21 protein-coding genes are annotated in these 22452 nt (G+C 30.7%); 12 read left to right on the forward strand and 9 right to left on the reverse strand.

What is annotated here, in order from left to right:
- Positions 1-29: 29 nt before the first annotated feature.
- The 3 genes from radA to B3M86_RS01650 all read left to right on the forward strand — a co-directional run bounded on the left by radA (position 30) and on the right by B3M86_RS01650 (position 2262).
- The gene (gene radA / locus B3M86_RS01640) at positions 30-1394 is read left to right on the forward strand and encodes a DNA repair protein RadA (RefSeq protein WP_114998538.1); all 1365 of its coding nucleotides are present in this window, start codon (positions 30-32) and stop codon (positions 1392-1394) included.
- A gap of 75 nt (positions 1395-1469) precedes the next feature.
- Complete coding sequence (locus tag B3M86_RS01645) at positions 1470-1847, forward strand: CD225/dispanin family protein (RefSeq protein ID WP_114998540.1); 378 nt, start codon at positions 1470-1472, stop codon at positions 1845-1847.
- 4 nt (positions 1848-1851) lie between these two features.
- A complete protein-coding gene (locus B3M86_RS01650) occupies positions 1852-2262 on the forward strand; it encodes a DUF2752 domain-containing protein (RefSeq protein WP_291076675.1) in 411 nt (136 codons plus the stop codon).
- 21 nt (positions 2263-2283) lie between these two features.
- Here the strand turns inward: B3M86_RS01650 and B3M86_RS01655 are convergent, their stop codons facing one another.
- Complete coding sequence (locus B3M86_RS01655) at positions 2284-4041, reverse strand: Ig-like domain-containing protein (protein WP_291076673.1); 1758 nt, start codon at positions 4039-4041, stop codon at positions 2284-2286.
- Between the two features lie 27 nt (positions 4042-4068).
- A complete protein-coding gene (locus B3M86_RS01660) occupies positions 4069-4734 on the reverse strand; it encodes a ComF family protein (RefSeq protein ID WP_221854032.1) in 666 nt (221 codons plus the stop codon).
- 34 nt (positions 4735-4768) lie between these two features.
- Between B3M86_RS01660 and queD the strand changes: the two genes are divergently transcribed.
- Together queD and B3M86_RS01670 are read left to right on the forward strand one after the other, a co-directional pair.
- Positions 4769-5221, forward strand: coding sequence for a 6-carboxytetrahydropterin synthase QueD (gene queD / locus B3M86_RS01665; protein WP_180905560.1), 453 nt, complete (start codon positions 4769-4771; stop codon positions 5219-5221).
- Positions 5197-6024, forward strand: coding sequence for a UDP-2,3-diacylglucosamine diphosphatase (locus B3M86_RS01670; RefSeq protein ID WP_291076671.1), 828 nt, complete (start codon positions 5197-5199; stop codon positions 6022-6024). The genes queD and B3M86_RS01670 overlap by 25 nt, the downstream gene beginning before the upstream one ends.
- Here B3M86_RS01670 and B3M86_RS01675 read toward each other — a convergent pair.
- Positions 5959-6903: a DUF6427 family protein gene (locus tag B3M86_RS01675; RefSeq protein WP_286495685.1), complete on the reverse strand. Its 945-nt coding sequence runs from the start codon at positions 6901-6903 to the stop codon at positions 5959-5961. The two genes, B3M86_RS01670 and B3M86_RS01675, sit on opposite strands and share 66 nt — an antisense overlap.
- Positions 6904-6942: 39 nt before the next feature.
- On the opposite strand from B3M86_RS01675, the gene B3M86_RS01680 reads away from it, so the two are divergent.
- Positions 6943-7131: a hypothetical protein gene (locus B3M86_RS01680; protein WP_125349128.1), complete on the forward strand. Its 189-nt coding sequence runs from the start codon at positions 6943-6945 to the stop codon at positions 7129-7131.
- Positions 7132-7212: 81 nt separating this feature from the next.
- Here B3M86_RS01680 and B3M86_RS01685 read toward each other — a convergent pair whose 3' ends face one another.
- The 6 genes from B3M86_RS01685 to B3M86_RS01710 all read right to left on the reverse strand — a co-directional run bounded on the left by B3M86_RS01685 (position 7213) and on the right by B3M86_RS01710 (position 14293).
- A complete protein-coding gene (locus B3M86_RS01685) occupies positions 7213-8607 on the reverse strand; it encodes an exopolysaccharide biosynthesis polyprenyl glycosylphosphotransferase (RefSeq protein ID WP_291076669.1) in 1395 nt (464 codons plus the stop codon).
- A 13-nt stretch (positions 8608-8620) separates the two neighbouring features.
- Positions 8621-9709 (reverse strand): glycosyltransferase, encoded by a 1089-nt coding sequence (locus tag B3M86_RS01690; protein ID WP_286495683.1) that lies wholly within the window; start codon positions 9707-9709, stop codon positions 8621-8623.
- A 3-nt stretch (positions 9710-9712) separates the two neighbouring features.
- The gene (locus B3M86_RS01695) at positions 9713-10681 is read right to left on the reverse strand and encodes an O-antigen ligase family protein (RefSeq protein ID WP_291078951.1); all 969 of its coding nucleotides are present in this window, start codon (positions 10679-10681) and stop codon (positions 9713-9715) included.
- A gap of 280 nt (positions 10682-10961) precedes the next feature.
- Positions 10962-11954, reverse strand: a complete 993-nt coding sequence (locus tag B3M86_RS01700; RefSeq protein WP_148097316.1) for a hypothetical protein — start codon at positions 11952-11954, stop codon at positions 10962-10964.
- A 70-nt stretch (positions 11955-12024) separates the two neighbouring features.
- Entirely contained in the window at positions 12025-13371 is a 1347-nt protein-coding gene (locus B3M86_RS01705; protein ID WP_312068455.1) for an MATE family efflux transporter, read from the reverse strand.
- Positions 13322-14293, reverse strand: a complete 972-nt coding sequence (locus tag B3M86_RS01710; protein ID WP_291076665.1) for a hypothetical protein — start codon at positions 14291-14293, stop codon at positions 13322-13324. Before B3M86_RS01710 ends, B3M86_RS01705 begins: the two co-directional genes overlap by 50 nt.
- A 151-nt stretch (positions 14294-14444) precedes the next feature.
- On the opposite strand from B3M86_RS01710, the gene B3M86_RS01715 reads away from it, so the two are divergent.
- From B3M86_RS01715 to mnmG, 6 genes are all read left to right on the forward strand, one after another.
- Positions 14445-15041: a thymidine kinase gene (locus tag B3M86_RS01715; RefSeq protein ID WP_038336222.1), complete on the forward strand. Its 597-nt coding sequence runs from the start codon at positions 14445-14447 to the stop codon at positions 15039-15041.
- On the forward strand, positions 15028-17493 hold the full coding sequence (locus B3M86_RS01720; RefSeq protein WP_291076663.1) for a bifunctional UDP-N-acetylmuramoyl-tripeptide:D-alanyl-D-alanine ligase/alanine racemase: 2466 nt from the start codon (positions 15028-15030) through the stop codon (positions 17491-17493). Before B3M86_RS01715 ends, B3M86_RS01720 begins: the two co-directional genes overlap by 14 nt.
- A gap of 57 nt (positions 17494-17550) precedes the next feature.
- On the forward strand, positions 17551-17829 hold the full coding sequence (locus B3M86_RS01725; RefSeq protein ID WP_221854021.1) for a DUF7683 domain-containing protein: 279 nt from the start codon (positions 17551-17553) through the stop codon (positions 17827-17829).
- A 62-nt stretch (positions 17830-17891) separates the two neighbouring features.
- Positions 17892-20096 carry a patatin-like phospholipase family protein gene (locus tag B3M86_RS01730; protein WP_291078953.1) on the forward strand — a complete coding sequence of 735 codons (2205 nt, stop codon included), beginning with the start codon at positions 17892-17894 and terminating at the stop codon, positions 20094-20096.
- 4 nt (positions 20097-20100) lie between these two features.
- Positions 20101-20526: an rRNA maturation RNase YbeY gene (gene ybeY, locus B3M86_RS01735; RefSeq protein ID WP_291069366.1), complete on the forward strand. Its 426-nt coding sequence runs from the start codon at positions 20101-20103 to the stop codon at positions 20524-20526.
- A 54-nt stretch (positions 20527-20580) separates the two neighbouring features.
- Positions 20581-22452, forward strand: coding sequence for a tRNA uridine-5-carboxymethylaminomethyl(34) synthesis enzyme MnmG (gene mnmG, locus B3M86_RS01740; protein ID WP_286495677.1), 1872 nt, complete (start codon positions 20581-20583; stop codon positions 22450-22452).

Consider the following 22452-nt stretch of genomic DNA (forward strand, 5'->3'; position numbering starts at 1 on the left):
AAAGATTATTTTTGTCTAAATTTGAAGCTATGGCTAAAACAAAAACTACATATTTCTGCCAAAACTGTGGCACGCAAACCTCGCAATGGATGGGACAATGCAAAAGTTGTGGCGAATGGAATACCATTGTTGAAGAAATTGTAGACAAAGGCGACGAAAAAAAATCGTGGAAAGATAAATCGGATAAAAAAGAGAAAACTTTTGCACTGAATATCCGAGAAATAAATCCATTAGGAGAAATAAGAATTTCGACAAAAAACCAAGAATTAGACCGAGTTTTAGGTGGTGGAATTGTTCCTGGATCAGTGATTTTAGTTGGTGGAGAACCTGGTGTTGGAAAATCGACATTGATGTTGCAAGTTGCCTTAAAGTTAGATACGATTAAAATCTTATATGTATCTGGAGAAGAATCAGTTTCGCAAGTAAAACTTCGTGCTGAACGAATTGGAATTGAATCGGATCAATGTTTTATTTTACCTGAAACCAATACTCAAAAAATATTTGCGCACGCAAAAGAAATTCAACCTCAACTGATTGTTGTTGATTCTGTTCAAACTCTTCAAACCACTTATGTAGAATCGTCTCCAGGAAGTATTTCTCAAATTCGAGAAACAACTTTTGAGTTGATTCAATATGCGAAAGAAACTAATACACCGATTATTTTAATTGGTCATATTACGAAAGAAGGTGTAATTGCTGGACCAAAAATTTTGGAACATATGGTAGATGTTGTATTACAATTTGAAGGCGATCGCAACCATATTTACCGAATTTTACGCGCAAATAAAAACCGTTTTGGCTCAACTGCCGAAATTGGAATTTACGAAATGCAAGGCGCTGGTTTGAGAGAGGTCACAAATCCATCTGAAGTGTTAATTACAAAGAAAGATGAATTATTGAGCGGAAATGCAATAGCAGCGACTTTGGAAGGTGTTCGCCCGATGTTGATTGAAATTCAAGCTTTGGTTTCAACGGCAGTTTATGGAACTCCACAACGTACGGCGACTGGTTTTGATGCCAAACGATTGAATATGTTGTTGGCAGTTTTAGAAAAACGTGCAGGTTTCCGATTGAATATGAAAGATGTTTTCTTGAATATTACAGGCGGAATTCGAGTGGATGATCCTGCAATTGATTTGGCTGTTATTGCAGCAATTCTTTCATCAAGCGAAGATTCTGCTGTTCCAGATAATTGTTGTTTTGCAGGAGAAGTTGGTTTGAGTGGAGAAATAAGAGCTGTAAATCGTGTTGAACAACGTATTACCGAAGCTGAAAAATTAGGTTTTGATGCAATTTTTGTTTCAAAATACAATAAAATAAAAGATACAGATTTTGGAATTCGAATCGTTAGAATTTCTAAAGTTGAAGATTTGTATCGTATGTTATTTCAATAGAATATTAAATATTTTATAAACACTTGATTTATACATTATTTTTTCTATTTTTATTCGAAACTAAAAAACATTATTATGGATTATTCTAACCAATCTACTCAAGATTTTAATCAACCACAACAATCTTCTTTTGAAGAAATCAAACCGAAACCAGAAAACAACCTTGTCTTGGCCATCATCGGTACTGTTTTAGGGCTTTGTTCTCCTTGTTGCATCGGTACTATTGTGGGTATTATTGCAATTGTTTTTGCAAATCAAGTGAATACAAAACACAATATTGGTGATTATACAGGTGCTGAACAAGCAGCAAAAAATTCTAAATTATTAGCTTACGTTGCAATTGGTTTAGGCGTAATCGGTGTTATTATTAATGTTGTGATGTTAATTACAGGAGGTATGGATGCTTATATGGAGCAATATAAAAGTATTTTAGAAAGCTCTAACGGAAATTAATCATATGATAAAACGGATTTTGGTTTATGGACTAGCAACGCTTTTACCCATTTTGGTAATTGTCTATTTTTATAGTTATTACAGCAACCAAAGTCCGTTTTCTATCAAATGTATGTTTCATGAAATAACAGGATTATGGTGTCCTGGCTGTGGTGGTCAGCGCGCTTTTTCCTTGCTTGTTCACGGACATCTTTTACAATCCTTACGTTACAATCTTATTTTGCCTTTTGCACTTTATATTTGTGTACAATTCTATTATGCTATTGTTGGAAATATTTTTTTAGGCAAATCAATGTCAGGCAAATTACATCTCCCTGCAAGTTTTGCGCGAAATTTCTTAATCTTCCTTTTGGTTTATTCTATTTTAAGAAATATTCCTATTTCTCCTTTTATATATTTAGCACCAGAAAGTTAGAATTAAAAAAAAATCAGAGAACTATTCCTCTGATTTCTTATTTGTTGTTCGTGGATTTTGGCGCTCCTCGCCTTCTTTCAACTCTCCTCGACGTATTCTATTTTTGTCCGAATCTTTGTCATCATTTGGTAAAGAAACCGGTTGATTTGCCTCACCTAAAACCCATGTTTCGGTCGCATCCCACATCGCTCTAATTTTGATTGGCTCTGGATACAAATAAATTGGTTCGGGCTGTTTACCTGATAAATAATCACCTGTATCCCATTTTCCATTTTCGTTTTCATCAACCAATAAACGGAACAAATATTCTCCTGGTTCAATAAAATTGAATTCGAAATAGTTTTTATTTGCTGGATTATATAACTCTTCCAAAACTGTATAATCTTTATCTGTTTTTAGAAATTGTAGGATAAATGGTTTGCTTGGAGTATTTTGAAGCGTTAATTTTAAATGTCCGAAATCGCCACGCGTTCCCATTTTTATAGGATAAGCAAGCGTATCATTCTTCTCTCCTAACACATCTGTCAACGCATTTGGATAGATATTAACTTCAAATTTTTCATCTAAATTTTTATCAAAAGCAAAATTCAAATTCTGAGCATTCACTGTATCAATCGAAACTTTAAATGGAATTGAAATTGTATCCTTAAATACATAAATTTTAGATAAATCCAATGATTTTATTGGTGCATTTGCCTGAATTTTAAATGGTTTATTTGGTGCTAATTTTTGATCATTTAATGCTTTAAATTCTAATTTTCGTTCTGTATTCGATTTTGAATATAATGCACTTATTTCATCTATTTGATCTTTATGTTGAACCTTGAAATTCAATTTTGCACTTCTTCCTACAATTGTATCCACCTTTGGATTGAACCAAAAATTAATCGAATCTTGTTTTGGAAACTTCTGAATATAAGCCGTTTTAAATTCTTTTCCTACCGGTGTTATCGTAACATCATCCGTTGCTCCTGTCGTTTTAAAAACAATTAAACCTTCTTGTTTAAAACTCGCTTCAGGTTTACGATAAGCTGGTTTTTGATTGAATAAATTCAAGTTGATTTGTTGATTTGCATTCAACTCAATTGGTTCGTTATGAAAAGCCAAACGCTCTTTCCCATAATCGTACATCACATTTTCTACCTTATCCTCGAAAGCAATTAATTTATACTTACCCGAAGCCAAATAATTTAATTGATATTCTCCTTTATCATTGGCTCTCGCAATGTAATATGGTTTCTTTTGCAGAATGATACTGTCTTTGTATGTACTATCTACTTTATATAGCCCGACCAATATCTTTTCTGGTAATTTGAAATCATAAGACGAATTTACACGACCTGTTACCTTCAACGAATCGATAAAACTACCTGTCGAAAAAACATATTGAAAGTTTGATAACTTATTATTTTCGTTAAAATCTTGAATCGCATCTCCAAAATTGAAACTATACGTCGTATTTGGTAACAAGGGTTCTTGAAATTTAATCGAAATATATTTCTTCGCTAAAGCTTGCGGCGTCACAATTGGGGGAATCTGAAACGATGGCGAAACAACCACATTTTTGCTGTATTCTTTCAGAAGAATGTACTCATCAAAGTTGATTGTAGCCTCTTGCAAATTAAGATCTACATTCGTAGCCAATGTATCTGGATCAGCTTTTAGGAAAACTGGCGGAGTTTCATCTTTAGGTCCTCCCGTTGGTGAACCTTGTCTTGCACAAGAAATAACCGTCAAAATGGTTAACATCAAAAGCGAAAAACGTGTCGTCTTATTCATGGGCGCAAGTTAAGAAAAAGCTTGTTATTAAGCACAAGCAATGGTAATTACACTTATCTTAAAATTTTCTGAAAGATTAAACTTTTTTATTGCCGATGCAATTGTTGCACCAGTTGTTAAGACATCATCAATCAAAATATAATGTCCAGGTTTAAGATTTGGATTGATTTCAAACGCATCTTTCAAGTTATCCAATCGGTGTTTTTTGTCTTCATTTACTTGAGATGAATTGTATTTAGTTCGGATTAATCCATCCGAAAAATAATTTATCTGGTTGATTTCTGCCAACGTTCGTGCAAAATTTTCTACTTGATTGTAGCCTCTTGTTTTCAATCGTTTTGAATGCAATGGAATCGGAATAATTCCGTCATAATGACTCAAATCAAACTTAATCATCTGCGCTAAATCAATTCCAATTTCTGGGCGATTTCTATATTTCATTTCATGTAAAATAGCTTGCGTGGTGTTATGATGTTTAAATTCTAACAAAGAAAAAGCGTTTTCAACTTCGCAAAAATTTCTCAATTTATCATAAGCTCGATTATTTTGATCGAAATTAAAATGTGTGAAAACGAGTTTTGTTGAACACGAAACACACAGAAATTGCGAAGCTTGAATGACGTCTTGGCAATCCAAACAACGCATCGGAAAAAATAAATCAACCAAAGAATTTACGATTGTTTTGATTTCCATTACCTTTGCAAATTAAAGTTTAGTACTAAATTTAATGAAAATCATTCGACTTACAAAAGCTTTTACGTTCGAAACTGCACATGCTTTGCATGGTTATGACGGAAAGTGTAAAAATATACATGGACATTCGTACAAATTATTTGTAACTGTGAAAGGAACGCCTTCTGAGGACACCAACGATGTGAAACTTGGAATGGTGATGGATTTTGGAGATTTGAAAAAAATTGTGAACAAAGAAATTGTTAATCTTTTTGATCACGCCATTTTATTGAACGAAAATTCTCCTCACAAAACATTAGGAGAAAAATTATTAGCAGAAGGACACAATGTTGTTTTTACTGATTATCAACCATCTGCTGAAAACATGATTTTGTGGATTGTGGATAAAATCAAACCTCTTTTACCAACGAATATCGATTTGGTTGCTTTGAAATTACACGAAACTGAAAATTCTTATGCAGAATGGTTAGCGGAGGACAACCAATAAACATTCAGTTAGAAGCTGGTAAAAAAGCCTATTTTTCTTCGGATCATCACTTTGGTGCTCCGAATGAAAAAGATAGTTTGGTGCGCGAAAAATTGTTTGTAAAATGGCTTGACGAAATAAAAGACGATTGTGGTGTTTTATTTTTGATTGGCGATTTGTTCGATTTTTGGTTCGAATATAAACACGTTGTTCCGAAAGGATTTGTACGTGTTTTAGGAAAATTAGCCGAAATTTCTGATCGTGGAATTCCTATTTATTTCTTTGTTGGAAACCATGATTTATGGATGAAAGATTATTTGGAAGAACAAATCAATGCGATTGTTTTCCGAGATAAGCAGGATTTTATCATCAATGGAAAAGAATTTTTTATCGTTCATGGCGATGGAAAAGGTCCTGGAGATAAAGGCTACAAACGCATGAAAAAGGTCTTTACGAACAAAGTTTGTCAATTTCTTTTTTATCTACTTCATCCCGATTTGGCAATGTGGTTAGGAATTACAGCTTCACGAAAAAACAAAATGATTTCGGGTGACGAAGATGTTAATTTCTTAGGCGTTGACAACGAATGGTTAATCATGTATAGCCGCAAGCAATTGCATCGAAAATACTTCGATTATCTAGTTTACGGACATCGACATTTACCAATGGAAATTGCTATAGGCAAAGCACGTCACATCAATCTTGGCGATTGGATTAACTACTTTACTTATGGTGTTTTTGATGGAAAAGAATTCGAATTAAAAACTTACCTCCGTAATCAAGGAGAAGAATCTCGGGATTCTATCATAAAAATTATAAATTAGCAAGCAAATCATAAAAACCCAAAGAAATGCCTCTTTTAGCCATTCTATTTTGGGTTTGCTTTCGCTAAAATATCTTGTTAACATTAACATAATGCTAAAACCTAAGAAGGCAAGATAAGCATCGTTATTTCCTCCGTAAAGAATATACGTAATCAGCATTGTTCCAAACATAAAATGCATCAACAAAAAGATACGTTTCTTTTGTGCTGTCAATTTATTCACATTCTTGAAATGATTGATAATTGAATAAATTAGAATAATTGCAATTGGAACTAAAAACAATTGTTTCCATTCGAAATGTACCATTGTAAACATTAATTGTTCTTTATAAAAATCGAACATAAAGTAATAATCGAGCAGAAAACTAACTTGAGCAACGATTAATATTGGCAAAAGAAATCCTAAAAAACCAAGAATAGGAATTTTTGGCTCTACCACTCTTAAAGTCAAGAAGTAAGTAAAAACTACAATTCCTAAAAAAATAAGTGGTGGACTTAATAAAATTGCAAAACTTATAAAAACGCCAATATCAAAAGCGTTATATGTATCATTTTTTTCGGACTCAAAATAGAGTAATTTAATCGTAACATAAGTAACAAGTAACAAACTACCAGCAATGCGATAATCGGATAAACCAGTTACAAAAGGCATTATCCATAAAATATAAATGAAAGTCGGATAAGAAGATCTGCTAATTAAATCATTTGTATTATCAGTATATCCAACTAAAGCTATAGTTAAAAACGTTAGGATTACGCCTAATTTTTCTAAATTACTCAGATCAATACTGTTAAAATTAGTAACTCCAAGTAACGTAAACAACACAATGATAAAAATCTGTATAAAAAAATTCCTTTTGTCAAGTAGATTAACCAACATTTTATTAACTTTGATGCAAATTAAGCAATAAACTAGAATATGGGAGTTATAACTGATTTATTTTTTGCGATTGGTGATATTTTCAAATGGACTTTTGAAAACTTATTATCTCCAATTGGTGTTATCTTTGGATGGTTATTTACATTCATCGGATGCGCATTGATGGGATGGTGGTTATATAAAATCGCTAGCTTTGGAACCGAAAATGAAAAAAGATACGAAAGATAATTTATCTTATATTGTATAAAATATATTTTCGAATTAATTCGAGAAACCTCTTATAAATTTTATAAGAGGTTTTTTTATCTTTTATATAGCATTTTTATCTCCTTTTATTATTAAACCTATCGTTTGATAAATAATCTGTAAATCTAAAAGAAGTGACCAATTACGTACGTAAAAGATATCCGTTCGTATACGATCTTCCATATCTTTATCACAATCTATAGCTCCACGATAACCTTTTACTTGTGCTAAACCTGTAATACCTGGTTTGACATAATTTCTAAGATTATATTTTCTTATAATTTCACTGTAATGTATATCTTGTGATATCATGTGTGGCCGTGGACCTACAATAGACATATCTCCGTTCAGTACATTAAAAAATTGCGGCAATTCATCTAAACTTGCTTTACGAAGAAACTTTCCAATTTTTGTAATTCTATTATCGTTAACTACTGTAGCTTTAATGGAATTTGTTCCATCATTACGCATTGTTCTAAATTTATAACAGTCAAACTCTACTCCATTGATTCCTCTTCTCTTTTGTTTAAAAAATATTGGCCCTTTCGAATCTAACCTAATTAAAATTGCAATTATCGGAAACAACCAACTCATAATAAAAATTAAAACAAAAAAAGAAATGATAACATCAAATAATGATTTGATTAATTTATTTTCCGTTTTTTCTAAAGGAAATTTTTTAAATCTAAAAATTGGTAAAGTATCAATGTATACAACATCTAAACTTACTAATTCTGTGTTCAACGAGTAAGGTATATAACTCACTTTTACATGATGATCTTCGCAAAAGTTAACAATACTTTGCTCCTGTAATGATATAGGTAATCCTAATTGAGATATAAATATTTCTTTAACTTTATTTGATAATAAAACTGCTTCTAGTGAATCATTATCAATAATATTATTTGTTTTGATAATTCTATAGCCATAATGTTTTCTATTCTCTATAATCGATTTAAAACGTGGTGTATTACTATTATCTCCCAAAACAATAACATTCTTTACATCATTCCCCTTTTGAAAATTATAGCGACTAACAAAAAATACTAGTAATCGAGTAAAGATTAGATAAACAAATAAAATGACAACAAAAGAAACAATTAACTGATTCGCTAATAGTTCCTCTTTTTTTATTCCAGAAATTGTAAAAATAATCAAAGAAAAGAAAAATGTTTGCAACACTATTTTTCGAAGAATTTCTCTAAGAAAATTGACTCTTTTTATAGAATAAAGTTTTACATAATCTGAAATAACAAACCAAGCGAGTAATAATAGTAAAATTGCTTTGTAATGAGCGTCGAGTAATTCAGAAAAATAAGGACGTCTAGCTAACTTAGTATGATAAAAATATTGATATTGATTACAAATAAAAAGAAGTAAACCAAAAAAAATAATCAATGCATCTAAAATATAGAATCCTATTTTTATTGAAAAATTAAATTTATTAAGATTACCCATTATAAAATTTACGTTATACTTTTTTTATTTTTGATTCTACGAAATCTCTCATTTTTTTCTCGAAAACTTCATGAGAAAAACTTAATGCATGATTCCTTATTAAAGTCTGATCAAATTGAAGTTCTTCGAACTCATTTATTGCAAAATTTAAACTTTCTTCAGTTTGTTCATCAAAAAAAACACCTGTTTGTTTATCTATTACAGTTTCCACAACACCTCCTTTCGCAAAAGCAATAACTGGTGTACCACAAGCTTGCGCTTCTAATGGAGCTATTCCAAACCCCTCTATACCAACTTGTATAAAAGCTTTTGCCTTACAGATATATTCGCCTACTAACTTCGACTCTAAAAAACCAAAAAAATGGATATTATCTGAGGTCGATAGCCTTACTAGGTCATCTAACTTTTCTCCATCTCCAATAACTATTAACTTCTTTTTGTTTTGATTAAATGCTTTTATAACAACATCAAATCTTTTTATTGAAGCCATTCTACCTACAATAACGTAATAATCTGACTTATGTTTTACAAGTTCAAAATTTTCGAAATTAACGGGTGGATAAATTACAATAGACTCTCTATTATATGTTTTTTTTACCCATTGTTGAACAAACTTAGAGTTAGAAATTATATAATCAGGTTTCTGAGCTTGTTTAATATCAATTTTTCTAAGAATTAATAATAATGGATAGAATAGATATTTACTTTTACCAAAGTATAGGTCTATTTCGTCCCAGATATAATTTGAATTTCTCGCCTGAAAATAACTTATATGAATTTGGTCTTTTCGAGATTTTGTAACGCCTTTCGCTATAGAATGAGAAGAAGAAATAAAATAATCAACTTCTGGAGAAACTTTCATTCGGTTTATTACCCAAAAGAAAATGAAGTAAAGAAATCTAAATTTATTTTTTAAAATTCTAAGAAAAGTATCGTGAACCTGTATGTTTTTTTGAGGAAAAATTTCCAAAAACTCCTCCTTTTTCATAATATTAGTCAAAGTATACACTTCGTCAAAAAGAAAAATTTGATTAAGCTTTGCGATTACTCTTTCTGCACCTCCGTATTTATCAAGCCAATCAATAATTATAGCTTTTTTCATTTATTATTTTTTAAAGGTTGAAATACTACTAAACAATGAATAAAATAATCCGCTAAAAACAATTCCATCAAATCGAATTAAAAAATCATCCGTTAAATTCGAAATAAAGAACAACGTTCCAAAACAAATAAATAGTGATTTGAAATTAAGTAAATCTATGCTTTTATAAAACGGAAAAAATATATAAATACAACAAACTATAAAGCCTATAACTCCAAATTTTATTGAGAAATCTAAGAATTGATTATGAACTGGAAATTCGTACTTAGCTAAGAAATGTTGATTTGTCTTTTTATAATAATCAAAAAGTTCTTTTTTACCCATCTCTGCTCCTGTTCCAAAAGGTAAATTTTCTTTTGCGACTTCTACAGATGCTTTCCAAATAGAGACTCTTGTCACCAAAGCATTAAACACTACAATTTCTGGATTTTTAATTTCATCTAGCTTTCCAACTTTATCCATATGTATAAAAGTAACCGAAGAGTATTTCTCGTACATATAAGGATTAAGTTTAACAAAACCTCCTATTATTGTGGTAGTTATCATTAACCCTGCGAATAAACCAATCATTGTTTTCTTTAATGAAAATATAGAAATAAGTTCTCTTACCAAAATAATAACAACGCAAATAATAACAGCTAATAACGTGACACGAGTATTGACAATTAGGACTAAACAAAAGGAAAGGAAAAATAGAATGATGTTAAAAAACATTCTATAAAATTGTTTATTTACAATTGATTGAATCAAAAAATAAAAATGAACTACACTCAAAAATCCAACCTGTAAATTAAGTAATGGTGCATGCGAGCCTAATGAAATTGCAAATTGATAACCAATTTCTATCAAATCAATTCCATTAATATATTTCGTTATTTTCTCAGGAAAAATTAAAACAAATCTGACTAAAAACCCTAATAATATAACGAGAAACCAGATCCTATATTGATTTAGAATAAAATTGATATTCAAGTTTTTATTCGTTAAAACAAAAATTGGAAAAATAATTAATGTCAATAATTTTTCTACAGATTTGAATCCTCCTGAAATTGTATCATTATTGAAAAAAAACAGTAAACTAATTAATAACGGAGAACTTATGATTAGAATATCTTTAAAATGTTTTTTTTCAATAATGATAAACTTATAATGAAGTAAATTAAACACTAAAAAAAGTATAATAATAGGTGTACAAATACTCCTAAAAACAATTGTACATGCAATTAGTATGATCAATAACTGATTAATTTGATTATACTTTTTTAGAGAAACTATCATAGTAGAAAACGTAATAAAACAATGGTAAAATTCCAATTTTGTGTCTAACTGCTGAACCTAAATCTGGCTCAAAAACACTTTGGATTGCTAGATAAGAAAACAGAAAATAAAATATCCATAATATTCTATTATTCTTTATCGGATCTTTTATGGCCCACGAAAAACGAACTATAAAAATTATTGTAAATAAAATCTGCCAAATAATAAATAGAAAAATTCGAGGTGATAATAAATGCTTATATTCTACAATTGGGAAATTAACTGATAAAAAACTATAAAAAGTATTCACTAACTCTGCTAATAATCCTGTAGGTTCTAATGGAGGAATTATCATAGAGTTTGCATCTTCAGAGCCTTGTCTAACTTCATTTACAGAATTTCTTGCTAAATCAGAAAAAAATTCTCCCTTTGCTAAATAATGTAACGCTGAAAATAGAATTATTACTAATACACTTATTATTATTATTCCGAATGTCCTGTTTGTATACTTTATTTTCGAAATAAAGTATAATAAAATAGATATAACAGGTATTAATGCAAAATAAGACCTGAAGAATATTCCAAATATTATTAATATTAAAAAAGAATATAAAAGTGATAAATCAAACCCTATTTTTTTAGATTGAAATAAGAAAACAATTTGTGAAATAAATAGAAATGTAATAAACTCTTTTGAAGGCATTGAGATAAAAATTCCTATCATCAAAAAAGCTAAGTAAACAATTATATTTTTTATAGTAAGGATATGAAAATCCTTTGGTACACCTATTTTGAATAAAATAATATAATAAAAAAACAACTGAAAAACACCTACTACATTAAAAGGTAATTTACCTAACTGAGTATATTTATAAAAAGACATTGTAAGCGGATAACTTCCTTTGAAACCTGCTTCATTATAATAATCAAAAACAATTGTATTAGCATCTATAAAGAACTTCTGTGGCAATACTTTCTCTCCTATCAATGCGATAAGAATTGACAATAAAAAAAGAAGTATAAATGTTAACTTATTTTTTTGTAGAGTAACTCTCATTTCAATTGATATAAATTTTTATTTTATCCTTTTGGTAAATATATATAACAGCACATAAGTTCCAAAAAAGAATTGTTAAAACATACGTTATAGACGCTCCTATTATTCCAAATTTAGGAATCAAAATTAAATTCAAGGAAAGATTAATTAGCAAAGCAATCAATAGAAAACTACGAAAAACTTTTGGTCTTCCTGTCATATTCAAGTAAGCAGCCGAACTTCCTAAACTTGAAATTAAAATTTGTCCAATAACAAGAATTAATAAAGCTGTTTTCGCTGCAATATATTCTGCTCCAAATATTGGTAAAATGTAATCAGAAAATAAAATAATTATTAAGCCTATTGTTACACTTAACAGAAAAATAAATCGACTCGAATGTCTTAAAACCTTCTTTAACTCGTCTAACTCATTCTTCAAATAAAGTTCAGCTATCTGTGGCGAAAGATTAACATTGATGCTTAAAATTACCATACTCAAAATTGCCATTATTTTTATTCCCAAAGCGTATAAAGCCACATCTGAACTCGAAAAATAGTTTCTCAAAATAATAATATCAATTGTAGAAAATAAATAAACTGCAAAGCTACTTATTCCCATTGGCAAAGAATAATCTATTATTTCGCGATAAGTTATTGATGAATAATTATGTTTTGATTTCGGAATTTTACTCAAAAGGACTAATACAAAAACTGAAGTAATAAGACCTAGAATTACAAAACCTAAAATATAATAAAAGACAATACTTTCCTCTTTTTCACTTCCATATAAAATGATTGCGCCAAAGATAACAGGAAAGAACTTGAATGTATTTCGAAATAATTCAGACCAAACAATTTGGTCAAGAGCTCTCAAAACCTCCGTATTAAAAAGAGTCCAAACATTAAAAAATAAAAACAATATACTATAAGATGTTATTTTATATGAGTTTTCCGAACCAAAAAAAGAATTAATAAAAGTTGAATCAAAAAAAATAAAAAAAATAAGTCCTATTATTAAACAAAAAAGAAAACTTAGAATTGATATTTTATAATACAATTTTTTTAGTTCATAAAATCTTTCTTCGCTTTTCAATCTTCCTGCGAAATATAAAATAGAGATATCTGTGCCGAACAAACAAATACTTCCTGATACGAGTAAAAACATACGAGTAAACTCGTAATCGCCCACCACAGAAGAATCAAAATTTCGATTAAAAAAAATAGTAAAACCAAATAACGTCAATACACCAATTCCTCTTAAAAAAAGTGTGATTAAACCTTGTTTAATTTCCTTGTTTTTGATAATATTTTTGCTCTTTTCAAGCATTTGTAATTTTTGTCTTTTGGTATAGATTATTGTACTTCGCATACAAATATTTGATATAAGACAAAAACAAGTAGAAACCAATCAAAAAAAGTGGTAAAATAACTACCATTTTTTCATATATCTTTTGGTGTATTTTATTGTTAAAAGATGTATTAACAGGATAAATAGTAGATTTATACTCAATTAACTTAGTATTAATATCAACTAATTTTTTCATATAATAATCTTTCATCTCAATTACATTAGATAATTGATCATAACTATTAATATTCAAATCTTTACCAACAACAGAAACACTTCCATTTCCTAAATTTTCTAGAATCTTATTAATTTGTTCAATACTCTTTTCTGCTTGTTGTTTAGCATTAGTTTGATTTTTAATTGCGAAAGCAGACCTTTGTTTATAATATGGTTTAGAATTAATAATATTTAATAAAAAATCAATGATTTTTTGAGAATTCACCGATGAATTTGTTTTCAACGTGATTAAATGATATTTATAATTCTTTTTAAACTCTTCATTTTTCAAAATTTTAGATAAATCTTGTCCATTTGATGTTAATACTTTAAAAATTTCCAAATTATCCTTATCTGTAAGAATACTATTTATATTTTCTATAGATTCTATTCTTAAATCTACAACATCATTCAAAAAGTCATATTTAGATTTGTTCGAATTTAAGTTCGATTTAAAATTTTCTACTTCTGAATAAAGTAAATCGACGCTATCAAAATTTGGAACAACAACAACTTCTGTTTTAAAATTATTTTTTGATTTTTTATCAAAATAAACCCCAAGAGATATACCTAAAATGAACAAGATAATTACTATTATTTTGTTTCGAATAATAAAGTTGATTAATCGTAGGATTAAAAAACCTATTGATAGAAAAAAACCTTTAATTTTCTTCGCTAAAAAAACCAAATCAATTTCTTGATTATTATTTTCTTGTTGAGTTTCCATAAAATAAATAAGTGTTGTTGTTATAACATTAAAGTTTAGAACGCATTTATTTAACTTTTCTTATATCTCTATCTTCATTTAATTTTTTACTTCATTCAACTAATTTATTCCGTAAATTTGTTCTCATATTTTAATCTAAATTATTTGAACTATGTTCCTCGAAAATACCTTTAATCATAACAAAAAAAGTGGATGGATAGAAGTCATCTGTGGCTCAATGTTTTCTGGTAAAACCGAAGAACTTATACGCCGTCTAAAACGTGCCGAATTTGCCAAACAACGTGTCGAAATCTTCAAACCTACGATAGATACGCGTTATGCGGACCGCGAAGTCGTTTCACACAATCAAAATTCTATTACATCAACGCCAGTTGAGTATTCTTCAGCAATTTTATTATTGGCTGATGATTGCGATGTGGTAGGGATTGATGAAGCACAATTTTTTGATGAAGGAATTGTAGACGTAGCCAATCAATTGGCAAACGAAGGCAAACGCGTTATTGTAGCTGGTTTGGACATGGATTTCAAAGGTCGTCCTTTTGGTCCAATGCCCAATTTAATGGCGACTGCCGAGTATGTAACAAAAGTGCATGCAATCTGCGTTCGTACAGGAAATTTAGCCAATTATTCGCACCGAAAAATTGACAGTGATCGTCTTGTAGAACTTGGCGAAGTACTAGAATATGAACCATTAAGCCGAGTTGCTTTCTGGGAAGAACATAACAAACATAAAGTTGAAAACTTATAATCTAAATCAAATTGCAAGTATCATCAACGGTACTTTGATTGGAAATGGAGACGAAATCATCAGTCAAATTTTCTTTGATTCGCGCATGATTGTCAATCCAATTCACGGAATTTTCTTTGCTTTTCACGGAAACCAAAAAGACGGACATTTGTTTTTGCAAGATGCTTATCAAAGAGGAATTCGAAATTTTGTCGTAGAAAAAGCGTTGACAAATTTGCCTCATACAAATTTTATCGAGGTTGAAAATCCGCTACTTGCTTTGCAAAATTGGGCAAAAATTCATCGCAAACAATTTCATTTTCCTGTGATCGGAATTACCGGTTCCAATGGAAAAACGATTGTCAAAGAGTGGTTGAATCAATTGTTATGGAAAAAATTCTCGATTGTTCGTAGTCCAAAAAGTTACAATTCTCAATTCGGAGCAGCACTTTCTGTTTTGCAAATGGAAGAGAAAAACGATTTGGGTATTTTCGAAGCTGGAATTTCGATGCCAAATGAAATGCAAAATCTCGAAGAAATTATTCAACCTACAATTGGTGTGTTGACAAAAATCGGAGAAGCGCATTTAGAGAATTTCAAAAATCAAGATGAATTGATTCAGGAAAAACTGAAACTATTTTCTCATGTTGATAAATTAGTTTTCAATATCGAGAATGAAAAAGTACATCAAGCTATTCTTGAAAACGCTCATTTAGCACAAATAGATAAATACACTTATGGTTACTCCAATTCTGCCACTGTACAAATCAAGCAAATACAAAGTAATCAGACTAATACACAAATTTCTATTTTACATAATCAAGAAGAATTCACCTATTCGATTCCTTTTATCGATGATGCTTCGATTAAAAATAGTTTAATTTGCTTAACGACTTTAATCAGTTTAAATATTGATTATAAACAACTTAAAAACGAATTTAGTCAACTTCTACCAATCGAAATGCGTTTGGAAATTAAAGAAGCGATTAATCATTCAATTTTAATTAATGATACATTCAATTCTGATCTAAATTCATTAAAAATTGGTCTAAATGTGTTAAATCAACAACCACGCGACAAAAAATCGTTGGTGTTGACGGATATTTTACAAAGTAACTTATCTGACCACGATTTATATCAACAAGCAGCCAATTTAGTCAACCCTTATCATTTTGATGAGATAGTTTTAATTGGAGAAAAAATTTCTCAGTTCAAACATTTATTTGAATCCTATGTTCGTTCATTCAATTCGACTGAAGAATTCTTAGAGCAGTTCCGTCATCAAAACGTCGACAACGAAGCTATTTTATTAAAAGGCGCTCGTCCGTTCAAATTAGAAAAAATTTCGAGTGAATTAGAAACACGTTCCAACGATTCTGTTCTTGAAATTAATTTGCAACACCTGATCGAAAATATAAATGTGTACCGCTCATTGCTAAAACCTACCACAAAATTGATGTGCATGGTAAAAGCGAATAGTTATGGAACAGGAAGTTTTGAGGTAGCAAATACCTTACAAAATAACGGTGTCGATTTCTTAGGCGTTGCGATTGCAGATGAAGGAAAAGAATTGCGCGAAGCTGGAATTACCATTCCAATTATCGTCATGAACCCGGAACAAAGTAGTTACTCTACTGTTATCGATTATCAATTGGAACCAGAGATCTATAGTTTACGTGTTTTGAAATTATTCATTCAGAAACTACAAGAAAAACAAATTTCTTCACCTTATCCAATTCACCTAAAAATGGAAACAGGTATGAATCGTCTTGGTTTTCACGAAGATGATTTCGAAGAATTAATTGCAATTCTAAAAGATAATTCACATGTTTATGTTCGCTCAATTTTCACGCATTTAGCAACTGCAGATATGCCAGAGGAAGAAGAATATGCGAAATATCAATTAGAACGTTTTGATAATAGTTATGCGGCAATTACAACTGCTTTAAACATAAAACCAATCAAACATGCGTTAAATTCTCCTGGAATTGTAGCGTATGGAGAACATCAATATGACATGGTTCGTTTAGGAATCGGAATGTATGGCTACTCTGAATATACCGATTTTATGGAGAAATATTTGAAACCTGTTGTGCGTTTCAAAACGGTAATTTCTCAGATTTCAGAGATTGAAAAAGGCGAAACTGTAAGCTATGGTCGTCGTTTTACAGCGGAGCGTCATACCAAAATTGCAACCTTGCCTGTTGGTTATGCAGACGGAATTCGTCGTTCACTTGGTTATGGAAAAGGAAAAGTAGGTATCAACGGGCATTTGGCTACAATTACCGGAACCATTTGTATGGATATGATGATGGTTGATGTTACCGATATTCCATGTAAAGAAGGTGACGAAGTGACTATTTTTGGAAACTCGCCAACTTTAGCTAACGTTACCGAATGGTTAGGAACAATTCCTTATGAAGTCTTAACTTCGGTTTCCCAACGTATAAAACGCGTTTATTACAAAGAATAATTTATTGAAAAGAGTTACTGAATAGTAGCTCTTTTTTTGTAATTTTAAAAAAAATAAATGGATAAAATAATTAGATTAATTGAAGAGTATAATAATTCTGACGATTCTCTGAACAATGAATTCGAATTAGAAATAACATCTGAACAGATTCTTTTTTATTTAAATGATTTTATCTTAAATGAGGATGATTATCCAACAGAAATTTATGATTCATATCCACTTTCTGTTTCACAAATAGAAAAACTAAAGCCTTTTCTAAAACTAAATAAAGCTTTTTCTCCCAACTTTTCAAAGTTTTCATATTATTTAAGTTGTTATGAAAATAATGTAGAATAGTTAAACAATTCTACAACTTAGATTCAAAATTGCTATCTTTATTCCTCAATTTAGATCAATTTATGCGCAGTCTTTTTGCTTTCATTTTCATTATTTCAACCATGACCTTTGCACAAGAAACAAAGAATGATTCAACGCGTCTAAAAGTGGGTGTTGTATTGAGTGGTGGTGGCGCAAAAGGCTATGCACATGTTGGCGCTTTGAAGAAGATTGAAGAAGCGGGAATCAAAATTGATTACATCGGAGGAACAAGTATGGGCGCGATTATCGGTGGATTATATGCCGCTGGATATACACCTGACGAACTCGAGAAAATCATGCATCAATTGGATATTTCTTCATTGATTACGCAAAATAAAGATCGTGCAGAGATTCCTTTTTTCGAGAAAGCATACAAAGAAAAATACATCTTAGAATTACCTTTTGATAAGTTCAAATTAACGATTCCAAATGCCATTTCAAAAGGTCAAGGTCCGCTTGATTTATTGACCTATTTATTGCGTCCAGTTCATGATATTGATGATTTCAATAAACTTCCAACGCCTTTTGTTTGTATTGGAACTGATCTCGAAACTGGAGAAGAAAAAGTCTTTCGTTCAGGATTTTTACCTCGCGTTATTTTGGCTTCGGGCGCTTATCCAACCATGTTAGATCCTGTCACAATTGATGGTAAAATATATGTTGATGGCGGTGTTGTCAACAATTTCCCCGTGAAAGAAGTGAAAGATATGGGTGCTGATATTATTATCGGTGTAGAATTAGGTGATGGTTTACAAAAACGTGATGATCTAAATTCTGCTATTGATATTTTGAGTCAAATTATGACGATGAGTATCGTTAAAAAAACGGATGAACAAAAGAAATTAGTCGATTTATTGATTAAACCAGAGTTAAAAGAATATGCAGTTACAAGTTTTGACGAAGTAGATTCTATTTACAATCGTGGACTTATTGCTTCTGAAAAAGTATATGATCAACTCAAAGAAATTGCAAAAAAACAGCATGCTTCAAACAAAACTCGAAACGAAATTAAACTTGATGATTATGTTTTGGTGAAAGAAATTGAAGTTGAAGGATTGAAGAATTTCAACACAAATTATATCGAAGGTAAGCTAGGCATTCGTACACCTGAAATTATAAAATATGATGATTTAAAAGCTGGAATTTCGAAATTGTATGCTTCCGGAAACTTTAATAATATCACGTATAAAATCTCAGAACTTAACGATGAAGAGAATTTATTGACGTTAAAAGTTCAAGAAAATAAGACCAAACAATCAATCCGATTTGGATTACATTACGATGATTTATTCAAAACAGGATTAATTTTAAACTTCACTTCAAAGAATTTATTTGTCAAAAACTCGGTGCTTTCTGCTGATGTTGTGGTTGGTGATTATGCGCGATATAACATCAATTTTTTCATTGATAATGGATATCTTCCAAGTATCGGCTTCAACTCTTTTTCACATTATTTTGATAAAGAAATTGATCTAAGAAACTTCTTTGGCCAGGATAATATCTACAAAAAAGTAAATTATAACTTTAGAGAATACATCAATCAAATCTACATTCAATCGACTATCAAAGAAAAATTTGCTATTGGCGTTGGATTAGAGCATCAATACACAAAAGTTTTCACGAATAATTTTATTGCTTCTAATGAGGAATTTCCAGCAAAATCCGAAGGTTATTATTGGAAAGCGTATGGATATATCAAAGCAGATAATCGAAATAATGCAAATTTTGCGCGTAGTGGTTTAAAATTTGATGGAAGTTTCAAGTATTTATTTGATTCTAATGTAACTGGGTTTGAAAATAACTATTTGTTAGAATCAAGTTTAGAGGCAAATTTTCCGTTAAATAATTTCCTAAGTTACAGATTTACTGCTAACTTTGGAACCTTTTTCAACGATAATGTAACAATGCCTCAGAAGTTTTATATCGGAGGTTATGTTGAACAAGATTTTTTCAATTACACTAAGTTTTATGGGCTTCCCTTTGGCTCTGCAATTGGCGACAATCAATTGCTTTTTGGCTCTCATATTCAAGCTCGAATTTTGAAAAATCATTACACAAGTCTATTTATGAATATAGCAAATATCACAGATAGATTTGAGCAATTGAGTTTAACAGATTACAAATATCTTGGGTACGGCATTACCTATGGCTACGATAGTCCATTAGGTCCTTTAAATTTTATTTGGAGTTATTCGCCTTACACAAAAAAAGGATTATTTAATTTAAGTTTAGGTTACTGGTTTTAGAACAATGATAGAATTATTTTACGAAACAGATTTTGAGCTAAAAGATGCTCAAACTTGGATAGATTGGATCGTAGAGAGTATGAAGAATGAAAGGAAAACAATAGAAGATTTAAACTATATTTTCTGTGATGATGAATACTTACTTCAAATTAATCGACAATATTTAGAACACGATTATTACACAGATGTTATTGGTTTCGATAATTCTATTGAAGATAAATTGATGGGTGATATTTTTATTAGCGTCGAACGAATCAAAGATAATGCTGAGCAAAATAATATTTCTTTTGAAAACGAATTAGCTCGCGTTGTTATCCATGGGATATTACATTTTGCTGGTTATATGGACAAAGAACCAGATGACAAAGAATTAATGACTGCTAAAGAAAATCAATATTTAGAAACGTTTAGTAGCTATCTAAATCAATAATGTTCCACGTGGAACATTTATTATTTTAACAAGAAAAATAAGTTTACAAATCAAATGATATTTCAATCAGAATATGATGTAATTGTAGTTGGTGGTGGTCACGCAGGTGCAGAAGCAACAGCGGCAGCAGCCAATTTAGGAGCAAAAACGCTTCTTGTTACAATGAACTTACAAACAATCGGACAAATGTCTTGTAATCCTGCTATGGGTGGAATTGCGAAAGGGCAAATTGTTCGCGAGATTGACGCTTTAGGCGGATACTCAGGTATTATTACCGACAAAACTGCGATTCAATTCAAAATGTTGAATCAATCAAAAGGTCCAGCGATGTGGTCGCCACGTGCGCAATCAGACCGTATGCGTTTTGCAGAAGAATGGCGTTTATCTTTAGAGAGAACAGAGAATGTTGACTTCTTTCAAGATATGGTAAAAAATTTAATCATCGAAAATGGTAAAGTTTGCGGAGTAATTACAGCCATGGGAATGAAAATTCGTTCTAAGTCTGTTGTACTTACAAATGGTACTTTTTTGAATGGTTTAATTCATATTGGAGAAAAACAATTTGGAGGTGGACGCATGGGAGAATCTGCTGCTTTCGGAATTACGGAACAATTAGTTGATTTAGGTTTCGAAGCTGGACGAATGAAAACAGGAACTCCTCCACGTGTAGATGGTCGTTCTATCGATTATACGAAAATGGTTGAGCAACCAGGTGATGAAAATCCTTCAAAATTCTCATATACAAATACACAAAAATTAACGAAACAACGTTCTTGTTGGATTACTTATACCAATCAAGAAGTTCATGATTTATTGCGTGAAGGCTTTGATCGTTCTCCAATGTTTAACGGAACAATTAAATCGACAGGACCAAGATATTGTCCATCTATCGAAGATAAAATTAATCGTTTTGCAGACAAAGATCGTCATCAGATTTTTGCTGAACCGGAAGGTTGGCACACGATGGAATTCTACATAAATGGATTCTCAACATCTTTGCCAGATGATATTCAAGCAAGAGCTTTACGTTCTGTTCCTGGTTTTGAAAATGCAAAAATTTTACGTCCAGGTTACGCCATCGAATACGATTATTTTCCACCAACACAGTTAAAACATACGCTAGAAACTAAGTTAATTGATAACTTATATTGCGCTGGTCAAATTAACGGAACAACAGGTTATGAAGAAGCTGCTTCTCAAGGTTTGATGGCGGGTATAAATGCTGTGTTAAAAATTCAAGGAAAAGATCCATTTATCTTAAATCGTAACGAAGCTTATATAGGAGTTTTAATCGACGATTTGATTACAAAAGGTACAGAAGAACCTTATCGTATGTTTACGTCTCGTGCAGAATATCGTATCTTATTGAGACAAGATAATGCGGATGAACGTTTGACAAGAAAAAGTTTTGAACTTGGTTTAGCTTCAGAAGATCGTTTGAGAAGAATGGAAGAAAAATTTGACAAAGCTGAAAAACTTGTTAATTATTTCGAAGAAAATTCCATCAAGCCACAAGAAATAAATGATGTAATTGAAGAGCGCGAAGGAACACCTTTGAAACAACCAAACAAAATGATTTCGGTTATTTCTCGTCCTGAGTTAAAACTTTCTGATTTTACGAAATTAGATCGTGTAAAAGAATTTATTGAAACAAATGAATACGATCAAGAAGAATTAGAACAAACAGAAATTCAGATCAAATACAAAGGTTATATTAAGAAAGAACAACAGAATGCAGATAAATTGCATCGTTTGGAAAATCTAAAAATTCCGGCTGACATCGATTATCATGTCTTTGGTTCGATGTCGATAGAAGCTCGTCAAAAATTAACAAAAATAAAACCTGCAACGGTAGCACAAGCATCAAGAATTAGTGGTGTATCACCAGCAGATATTAGTGTATTATTAATTTACATGGGAAGATAA

The sequence above is a fragment of the Empedobacter sp. UBA6305 genome, from assembly GCF_002440405.1.
Lineage (GTDB): Bacteria > Bacteroidota > Bacteroidia > Flavobacteriales > Weeksellaceae > Empedobacter > Empedobacter falsenii_B.